The organism is Limosilactobacillus albertensis (genome assembly GCF_014145555.1).
Classification (GTDB): Bacteria; Bacillota; Bacilli; order Lactobacillales; family Lactobacillaceae; genus Limosilactobacillus; species Limosilactobacillus albertensis.
This window is the reverse complement of the sequence record NZ_JACIVD010000014.1, coordinates 1-237: the sequence shown is the minus strand read 5'-3', so window position 1 is coordinate 237 and position 237 is coordinate 1. Positions and strand designations below refer to the sequence as shown.

General features: G+C 40.9%; 1 pseudogene. It reads left to right on the top strand.

Annotated features, from left to right (window positions below):
- Positions 1-237 (top strand): annotated as a pseudogene (locus H5S41_RS00120) (ISL3 family transposase); the annotation flags it as partial.

Below are 237 nucleotides of genomic sequence, written 5' to 3'. Positions count from 1 at the left end.
GGCGCTACAACCAATTTAACTGCTAATAATCAAACCCTATCCGGCCAATTAAAAAACCAAATCATGGAATTTGCCAAAGAAGGCTTAAACGGTAAACTAATTGCCCGCGTCTGTCACTTCTCACCAAGCAGTGTTCGCCGTACAATTAAAGAACGCATCAAACCGCATTATCGAATGGCTAAGCTGCCACAAAACCTGTGCTTTGATGAATTTCGTTCAGTTAAATCCATAATGTCT